Source organism: Mesobacillus sp., assembly GCF_047739415.1.
Classification (GTDB): Bacteria; Bacillota; Bacilli; order Bacillales; family Cytobacillaceae; genus Mesobacillus.
Genome location: NZ_JBIQOE010000059.1, coordinates 1 through 7,111 on the forward strand (window position 1 = coordinate 1; position 7,111 = coordinate 7,111).

General features: G+C 44.0%; 6 protein-coding genes and 1 riboswitch. All 6 genes read left to right on the top strand.

Annotated features, from left to right (window positions below; all coding sequences use genetic code 11):
* The first annotated feature begins 373 nt into the window (after positions 1 to 373).
* Positions 374 to 1,612, top strand: coding sequence for a serine/threonine transporter SstT (gene sstT, locus ACH0QE_RS05720; RefSeq protein WP_415799731.1), 1,239 nt, complete (start codon positions 374 to 376; stop codon positions 1,610 to 1,612).
* A gap of 184 nt (positions 1,613 to 1,796) precedes the next feature.
* Positions 1,797 to 1,981: riboswitch (cobalamin riboswitch) on the top strand.
* A 159-nt stretch (positions 1,982 to 2,140) separates the two neighbouring features.
* Positions 2,141 to 2,650 (top strand): acyl-CoA thioesterase, encoded by a 510-nt coding sequence (locus ACH0QE_RS05725; protein WP_415799732.1) that lies wholly within the window; start codon positions 2,141 to 2,143, stop codon positions 2,648 to 2,650.
* Positions 2,628 to 4,859 (top strand): ribonucleoside-diphosphate reductase subunit alpha, encoded by a 2,232-nt coding sequence (locus tag ACH0QE_RS05730; protein ID WP_415799733.1) that lies wholly within the window; start codon positions 2,628 to 2,630, stop codon positions 4,857 to 4,859. Before ACH0QE_RS05725 ends, ACH0QE_RS05730 begins: the two co-directional genes overlap by 23 nt.
* Positions 4,860 to 4,878: 19 nt before the next feature.
* Positions 4,879 to 5,916, top strand: a complete 1,038-nt coding sequence (locus tag ACH0QE_RS05735) for a ribonucleotide-diphosphate reductase subunit beta (protein WP_415799735.1) — start codon at positions 4,879 to 4,881, stop codon at positions 5,914 to 5,916.
* Positions 5,917 to 6,018: 102 nt separating this feature from the next.
* Positions 6,019 to 6,579: a sugar O-acetyltransferase gene (locus tag ACH0QE_RS05740; RefSeq protein ID WP_415799736.1), complete on the top strand. Its 561-nt coding sequence runs from the start codon at positions 6,019 to 6,021 to the stop codon at positions 6,577 to 6,579.
* A 100-nt stretch (positions 6,580 to 6,679) separates the two neighbouring features.
* The coding region (locus ACH0QE_RS05745) for an FAD-dependent oxidoreductase (RefSeq protein WP_415799738.1) at positions 6,680 to 7,111 on the top strand (432 nt) is incomplete at its 3' end.

The window sequence follows — 7,111 nt, forward strand, 5'->3', positions numbered from 1 at the left end:
CATTTGGGTAAAAGGGGTGCCGCTGCACTACCTGAAAAACCACTATCCCCTGCATTTTTCAATCGGTATAGTGGGTGACCTTGATTGGATATCAATAGACTGAGTCTATTCTTTTTAAAAAGGGACCTATTCTTGGGAAGAATTATCTATTAACAATTGGAGTAAATTCAGGGTATGATGATTGAGTATTTAGATAATTGAAATTTTTATATTTTCCTATCTTTATATTGTAATATAATTTTTCAGCATCTATAATACATAGTACACGAACAGTTGTGTTTGTAGCGAGGACATTAAAGGTTGATAGATTTTGTTGACCTCGTGAAAAAACCAACGCTAAATTTAAGAGAACTTACTGGTGGGGGAGATGACGATGAAAGATTTACTGAAGAAGTTGAATCAAGTAAGCCTGGTGAAACAGATCATTGTGGGTATGTTAATTGGTATTATCCTTGCTTTAACAATCCCGGAAGTTGCTAAGCCGGTTGCAATTTTAGGGTCTTTATTTGTAAGTGCCCTGAAAGCAGTTGCTCCTGTATTGGTATTATTCCTGGTTATGTCGGCGATTGCCCAGCATAAACGCGGACAGAAAACAAACATGAAAACGATTATTTCTTTATATCTGATAGGAACATTTGCAGCCGGGCTTATTGCGGTCATTGCTAGTTTTATGTTCCCGGTAAGCTTGAAACTTACAGCTGGCGCTGAAGGCTTGACGCCCCCTGGAAGTGTAGTTGAGGTTCTTAAAACCGTATTGCTTAACATTGTTGATAATCCGGTTAATGCTATTATGAATGCCAATTATATCGGTATCTTAGCCTGGGCAGTCTTAGTCGGCCTTGCTCTGAAGAATGCGGCTGATTCAACCAAAACAGTGATTGGCAATTTATCCGATGCCATGTCCAAAATCGTCACTTGGGTGATAAAATTTGCTCCACTTGGCATCATGGGCCTTGTATTTGAATCGATTACAACAAACGGACTTAGTTCTTTGCTTGGCTATGGAAAGCTGCTTGCCGTTCTGATTGGCTGCATGCTTGTCGTCGCCCTTGTAGTCAATCCGCTTATTGTGTTCACCATGATCAGGCAAAATCCATATCCGCTGGTATTTAAATGTTTGAAAGAGAGTGGAATTACTGCGTTCTTTACTCGCAGTTCCGCTTCAAACATCCCTGTTAATATTAAAATATGTGAAGATTTAGGCCTGGACAAGGATTCATATTCTGTTTCCATTCCATTAGGTGCAACCATCAATATGGCTGGAGCTGCCGTAACGATCTCTGTAATGACCCTGGCTGCTGTCCATACACTTGGCATCCAAGTGGATATTCCTACTGCCATTCTTCTAAGTGTTATGGCAGCCATCAGCGCTGCTGGTGCTTCAGGTGTTGCCGGCGGTTCCCTGCTGCTGATCCCGCTCGCATCCAGCTTGTTCGGCATCCCGAATGATGTCGCCATGCAGGTAGTTGCAGTAGGTTTTATCATCGGTGTTTTACAGGATTCTTTTGAGACAGCCCTTAATTCATCAACAGACGTTTTATTCACAGCTGCAGTAGAATTCAAGAAATGGCGTCATGAAGGAAAAGTTATCGAAATCAAAAAAGCATCATAATATAGGCCGGAAGCAGGGAACGGCCCCCTGCTTCCATTTTTTTTGCTCAACAAATGAGCTAATCGTCTTGAAGAAAGGGTCCTCACTACGAGTTAAAAATAGTTGAAAAAGCCAGAAAGATGATTTACTATCAATTCATAACACGATATATTGTGTTAGATAGATACTTTTATAACTAAATATTGAAATTACCGGTAAGTATGGTGTCTGAACAAGACTTAATAGGGAATCTGGTGTGAATCCAGAACTGTTCCCGCAACTGTAAGTGCTGACGAAATAAGGAAGAACCACTGTCTAACAAATAGATGGGAAGGCCTTAAAGTAGGGTGAAGCACAAGTCAGGAGACCTGCCATATTTATTCGTGTTATCTTCTTCGGGAATTGGGAAGGTATTACGGGGATCAATTGGTAGACTCATGCTTGTTTTGCTGCTTCATATGAGCCGATAATAGATCAACGTTACTTAAACCCATCTTTCGAGATGGGTTTTTCTCATTTTTCAGGGAGGTTTTCAGAGAGGAGTCAGGAATGGAAGGATTATCATCAAATGTATCAAGGACTTGCCAGAACCGTCTGGTTTTGCCTCCTGATACAAACCATCTTGGAACGATTTTTGGCGGAACGGTACTGTCCTATATTGATGAAATTGCCGCGATTGCTGCAATGAAACACAGCCGGAATGTTGTCGTCACAGCCTCAATTGATTCGGTGAACTTTTTATCTTCTGCTGTAGTAGGCGATATTTTAACACTTGAAGCTGTCGTCATTTCAACAGGCAGGACGTCTATGGAAGTGTTCGTGAAAGTGGAAAGTGAAAACTTTAAAACTGGCAGGAAAACATTGACGACCACCTCGATCCTTACCATGGTTGCAAAGGATGAGAGTGGAAAACCGGTTCCCGTGGCAAGGGTGATTTCAGAGAATGAGGGAGAGCGGGAGATGTTCAAGACTGCCGATATGAGAAGGCAGCGCAGGCTGGAAATGAGAAAAAGTAACCAAGTTGGAGGAATGTTCAATGAGTATCCAAGTAAAGGGTGAAAATGTAGCCAAGCTTATCGCAGAAATAGAGCGGTCGTTTCCTAAATTAGATTTTCAACCATTCAAAGAAAAGGTGGAGCATGCCCTGCAAGTGAAGAATATGACGGATGACCAGGTCCGGAACATGCTGATTTTGACCGCAGTTGAACGAATCGGCCGGAACGAACCTGAATGGACATATGTGGCAGCCCGTTTTTACCTAAAGAAATTATACAAGCTTAGCGCAGGTTTCAGACAAAGTGGGAAAGAGACTTGTTATGGTTCTTTCTATGAGCTCATTAATAGATTAATAGATATTGGCATTTATGACGGCGGGATATTAAAGTCCTACTCCCGGGAAGAAATCGAACATCTTGAAAAAGTCATTGATCCGGAGAGAGACAAGCTGTTTACTTACATAGGCCTGGTGACCATGGCGGAAAGGTACCTGGCACGCTCGCAAAATGGTGATTACGCTGAACTTCCCCAGGAGCGATTCATGATGATTGCCATGACATTGCTCGCTGAAGAACCGAAAGAAAAGCGGCTTGAATTAGTGAAGGAGGCTTACTGGGCGCTCTCTAACCTTTATATGACTGTGGCGACACCGACGCTCGCGAATGCCGGCAAAAGCTATGGCCAATTATCGAGCTGCTTTATTGATACAGTCGCTGATGATTTAAGAAGTATATACGATTGTAATACAGATATCTCCACCTTAAGCAAGAATGGCGGGGGCATTGGTGTTTATCTGGGTAAAATCAGAAGCCGAGGCAGCGATATTAAAGGTTTTAAAGGGGTCAGTTCCGGAGTCATCCCCTGGATGAAACAACTAAATAACACCGCCGTTTCTGTTGACCAATTAGGGCAGCGGCAAGGGGCAATCGCTGTTTACCTCGATGTGTGGCACAAGGATATTTTCCCATTCCTTGATGCGAAGCTCAATAATGGCGATGAGCGCCAGCGGACACATGATTTATTCACTGGCATCTGTATCCCAGATTTATTTATGGAGCAAGTCGAAAAACGAGGGGACTGGTATCTGTTCGACCCTCATGAAGTAAGGAGTGTCATGGGTTTTTCCCTTGAAGATTATTTCGATGAGGAAAAGGGGGCAGGCTCCTTCCGTGAAAAATATTGGGAGTGTGTCTACCATCCTGCTTTGTCACATGAGGTGGTCCCTGCCATCGAAATCTTTAAATCAATCATGATCTCCCAGCTTGAAACCGGCACTCCGTACATGTTTTACAGGGATCAGGTTAACAGGATGAATGCCAACCACCATAAAGGGATGATCTACTGCAGCAATCTTTGCACGGAAATCACGCAAAACATGAGCCCCACCCTCCTTGAAGAGGAGAAGGTTGAGGATGGAAAGATTTTAATCTATAAAAAGCCGGGTGACTTTGTCGTCTGCAACTTGTCCTCGATCTCTTTAGCGAAAAGTGTGATGGATGATGTGCTTGAGAGAGTGATCAATATCCAGGTCAGGATGCTGGATAATGTCATTGATATCAACGGAATCCCTGTGTTGCAGGCGCAAATAACCAACAAGAACTACAGAGGAATCGGGCTGGGAACATTCGGCTGGCATCATCTGCTGGCTCTAAAAGGAATCAAATGGGAAAGCGAAGAAGCGGTTGAATATTGTGATCGTCTCTATGGAAATATTGCTTTTTTAACAATCAAAGCTAGCCTCGAGCTGGCAAAAGAAAAAGGGGCATATCCTTATTTCGAAGGTTCCGATTGGAGTACTGGACAGTTTTTCGAAAAAAGACAATACACTGGTGAAGGATGGAGGATTCTGGCCGAGGAAGTAAAACGGAACGGGATCAGGAGCGGCTATCTCATGGCAGTGGCCCCTAATTCTTCAACCTCGATTCTTGCGGGATCAACGGCTAGCATTGACCCGATTTTCAGGCTTGAATATTCAGAGGAGAAGAAAGATTACAAGATTCCGGTGACTGCACCAGACCTATCAGCCGAAACGATGTGGTTCTATAAGACAGCCTATAACGTTGACCAGCACTGGAGCATCAGGCAGAATGCGCGCCGCCAGCGCCATATCGACCAATCGATTTCATTCAATTTTTACGTGACAAACACAATTAAGGCAAAAGCGCTGCTGGATCTGCATATGGATGCCTGGAAATCAGGTTTGAAAACCACTTATTATGTCCGCTCTACATCAAGCAGTAATTTTGATGAATGTGAAAGCTGCCATAGTTAAGAGGAAGGGACGAAAAACAATGACACAATTGACGAAAAGAATACTTGTGGACGTCGGTGCTCCTAACGCTTCGACTGGAATTATAAATGGGCAGAGTTCCAATATACTGAATTGGGATGATGTCCGCTTTCCCTGGGCGTATCCAAAATACAAGAGAATGCTCGGCAATTTCTGGACCCCTTTTGAGATCAATATGTCCAAGGATATTAAGCAATTTTCGATGCTTTCCGAAAAAGAAAAGGATGCCTTTTTAAAAATCATTGGGCTCCTGGCACTGCTCGACAGCATTCAAACGGACTATGCCGGGAAGGTTGCTGATTATCTGACCGACTCCAGTTTAAATGCGCTGATGATCATTTTGGCTCAGCAGGAAGTGATCCATAACCATTCCTACAGCTATGTGCTGTCAAGTATCGTCTCAAAATCGAAGCAGGAGGAAGTGTTCGACTATTGGAGGACAGAACCAATCCTGCGCAAGCGAAATGAATTTATTACGGATGGTTATAAAGGTTTCGCGGAAAACCCGGGCATCGAAAATTTATTACACTCCATTGTCTATGATGTCATCCTAGAAGGCCTGTTTTTCTACTCGGGCTTCGCCTTCTTTTATAACCTTGCGCGGAACCAGAAAATGGTCGGCACCAGCACGATGATTAACTACATCAACCGTGACGAACAACTGCATGTAGGGTTATTCGAAAAGATTTTCAAAGAGATTCTGCGTGAGAATCCTGATTACGACACAGAATCACTGAGAGAATTTGGAACGGCAGCTTTCCGGGAAGCTGCAAGGCTGGAGATTGAGTGGGCGGAGTATATTATCGGCAACGAGATTGATGGCTTGCTTATGACAGACCTGGAAGCCTATATTAAGTTCATGGCAAACAAGCGTGCAGAGCAGCTCGGCTTTACTGCTCCATTCGAAGGATATCGAACCAATCCGTTAAGATGGATCATCGCCTATCAGGAAGTGGACCTTGGAAAGACCGATTTCTTTGAGCAAAAATCCAGACAGTACACGAAAACATCTGATGAAAACGGATTTGATGAACTATAATTTTATAAGTTCCATTACTATTGATAATATGGAAGCACAGGGACCTCCTTTGTTTCCATTTTTTATCGTCCACTATATTTCATTAGAAAGTAGGGCATCAGAATGAATACGGAAAAAGAGAAGATGTTGACTGGGGAAATGTACAATCCTGCTGACCCATTATTAGTTAAGGAACGTGAGGAAGCTAGACGAAAAGTTAGAATATATAATCAAACATTGGAAACGGAAGGGGAAAAACGGACACGGATTTTAAAGGAATTACTCGGTTCGACTGGAGAAACCGTCGTTATGGAGCCGAATATCCGCTTTGATTACGGCTATAACACCCATGTGGGAGAGAACTTTTTTGCGAATTTCGATTGTACCATACTGGATGTTTGTGAAGTCCGCTTTGGCGATAATTGCATGCTAGCACCTGGCGTACAGATTTATACAGCAACACATCCACTTAATCCAACTGAACGGAATTCAGGCAGAGAATATGCCAAGCCGATTACATTTGGAAACAATGTCTGGATTGGCGGAAGTGCAATCATAAACCCGGGGGTAACAGTGGGCGACAATGTCGTGATTGCATCAGGAGCAGTCGTTACGAAGGATGTGCCGGATAACGTTGTCGTTGGCGGCAATCCAGCGAGAGTTATTAAACAGATTGAACTTTAAGTCTTGCTTGATCATGGACAGTGATTCCGGAAAAAGCGGGAGAAATGTTAGAACCAGGTCTTGTGCTGGAAACGAATTGTTAATGAATGGAGGAAACGAGATGAAAGAACCGGTTGTGATTGTCGGGGCTGGCCTATCAGGTCTTCGTGCTGCCTCTTTGCTGCAATCAAAAGGCATAGGCTGCAGGGTCCTGGAGGCGCGTAGCCGGATTGGGGGCAGGGTTTTGAGCATGGCAGACAAAGACAGGCCGGAGATTGGCCGGTTTGATTTGGGCCCAACCTGGTTCTGGCCAAATCACGAACCTGCCATCGCCAAATTGGTGAAAGAGCTTGGATTGCCCACCATTGAACAGCATACCGCAGGAGCGATGCTTTTTGAACAATCGCAGGCCGGGCAGGTACAGCGTCATGTTTTGCCAGAAGGCGCAGTTGAGAGGTCGGTGCGACTGGCCGGTGGAATCCAGTCCCTAATTGACGCCCTCGCATCCTCACTTCCGTCTGAAACAGTCGTACTGGAAACCCGTGTTAATGCA

Bases quoted from the DNA above. Each gene is read 5' to 3' on its own strand.
- sstT (WP_415799731.1), top strand. From the start codon at position 374: ATGAAAGATTTACTGAAGAAGTTGAATCAAGTAAGCCTGGTGAAACAG.
- ACH0QE_RS05730 (WP_415799733.1), top strand. From the start codon at position 2,628: ATGAGTATCCAAGTAAAGGGTGAAAATGTAGCCAAGCTTATCGCAGAA.
- ACH0QE_RS05735 (WP_415799735.1), top strand. From the start codon at position 4,879: ATGACACAATTGACGAAAAGAATACTTGTGGACGTCGGTGCTCCTAAC.
- ACH0QE_RS05725 (WP_415799732.1), top strand. From the start codon at position 2,141: ATGGAAGGATTATCATCAAATGTATCAAGGACTTGCCAGAACCGTCTG.
- ACH0QE_RS05740 (WP_415799736.1), top strand. From the start codon at position 6,019: ATGAATACGGAAAAAGAGAAGATGTTGACTGGGGAAATGTACAATCCT.